Raw genomic sequence first — 1,015 nt, 5'->3', positions numbered from 1 at the left:
CCTCGTCGACGACGTCATCGATCCCACCGAAACCCGCGAAGTCCTCGCATCCACCCTCGCCATGCTGCGCACCAAGCACGCCGACCTGCCCTCCCGCAAGCACGGCAACCCCCCGCAGTGACCCGCGGACCTCGAGCGCTACGGAGAAGCACCATGACCATTTCCGCCACCGAACCCGCCGCCGACCCGTCGGCCGCCGCGTCCGCCGCACCGTCGCAGGCCGCCGCGTCCGCCGCCGCCGAAGCCCTGGCGCAGCTCTCCGCCGGCGGCGACGTGCTGCGCGTCGAGCGCGGCCAGGCCGGCCCCGAGGAGCTGGCCGCCGTCACCGCGGTACTGCTCGCCCGAGCCGCCGCACAGCCCGCCGCTCCGGCGCACCGGGTACGCCCGAAGGCCGGCTGGCGCCGGCTGGAGCGCGAGCGCGGCTTCAACGCGCCGCACAGCTGGCGGGTGTGAGCCCCGCGCCGTCCCGCGGGCCCGCCTAGGCAGGCCGCAGGCGCAAGGCCGGCGACACGCAGCACGGTCCCGGTCCCCCGAACGAGGGGGACCGGGACCGTCGTCGTATGCAAAACCGCCGTCCCGCCCAGGCGCCGCACAGCGCAAGAGGGAGAACAGGACACGGATGGCACGACCGGGGGACGTGGCACGACGAGAGGGCCGGGACCGGGGCACCGGGGGACGAGTGTCCCGCGCTCCTGCGCGCCCGCGTGGATGTGGCGAGGCCGGCCGGTGTCCCGCTGGTCGCAGCAGGACCACAGCAGGCGCTCCGGTAACCGTACGAAGCCCCGGTGAAGCCGCTCTGAGCCGACGAGCGGCTCGGGGCCTGTCCAGGGGAGGGGGGACGCTTTCCCGGCGTGCGCAGGAGTGCGAAGTTCCGGGCGTGCCGGGCCACGGACGTTCTCTGCGGTCGGTCTCCTACCGCAGTCGGGCCATCAGCGCGTGCTCCACCAGCGTGATGAGCGCGCTCTTGGCATCCGAGCGGTTGCGGGCGTCCGTGGTGATGATCGGGGCGTCGGGG

At 74.8% G+C, this 1,015-nt stretch carries 2 protein-coding genes and 1 pseudogene; 2 read left to right on the top strand and 1 reads right to left on the bottom strand.

The window, feature by feature from the left end; translation table 11 throughout:
- Both NQO67_RS44760 and NQO67_RS43480 read left to right on the top strand, forming a co-directional pair.
- A partial coding sequence (locus NQO67_RS44760; RefSeq protein ID WP_374119315.1) for a carboxyl transferase domain-containing protein occupies window positions 1-121 on the top strand: 121 nt, incomplete at its 5' end.
- A 125-nt stretch (window positions 122-246) separates the two neighbouring features.
- A complete protein-coding gene (locus NQO67_RS43480) occupies window positions 247-453 on the top strand; it encodes an acyl-CoA carboxylase subunit epsilon (RefSeq protein ID WP_305127001.1) in 207 nt (68 codons plus the stop codon).
- A 459-nt stretch (window positions 454-912) separates the two neighbouring features.
- On the opposite strand, the pseudogene NQO67_RS43475 reads toward NQO67_RS43480, so the two are convergent.
- Window positions 913-1,015: pseudogene (locus NQO67_RS43475) on the bottom strand (ATP-binding protein); the annotation flags it as partial.

It is taken from the genome of Streptomyces odontomachi, assembly GCF_024435355.1.
Taxonomy (GTDB): Bacteria; Actinomycetota; Actinomycetes; order Streptomycetales; family Streptomycetaceae; genus Streptomyces; species Streptomyces odontomachi.
The sequence above is the reverse complement of the archived record's forward strand: the minus strand, read 5'-3'. Positions and strand labels throughout refer to the sequence as shown.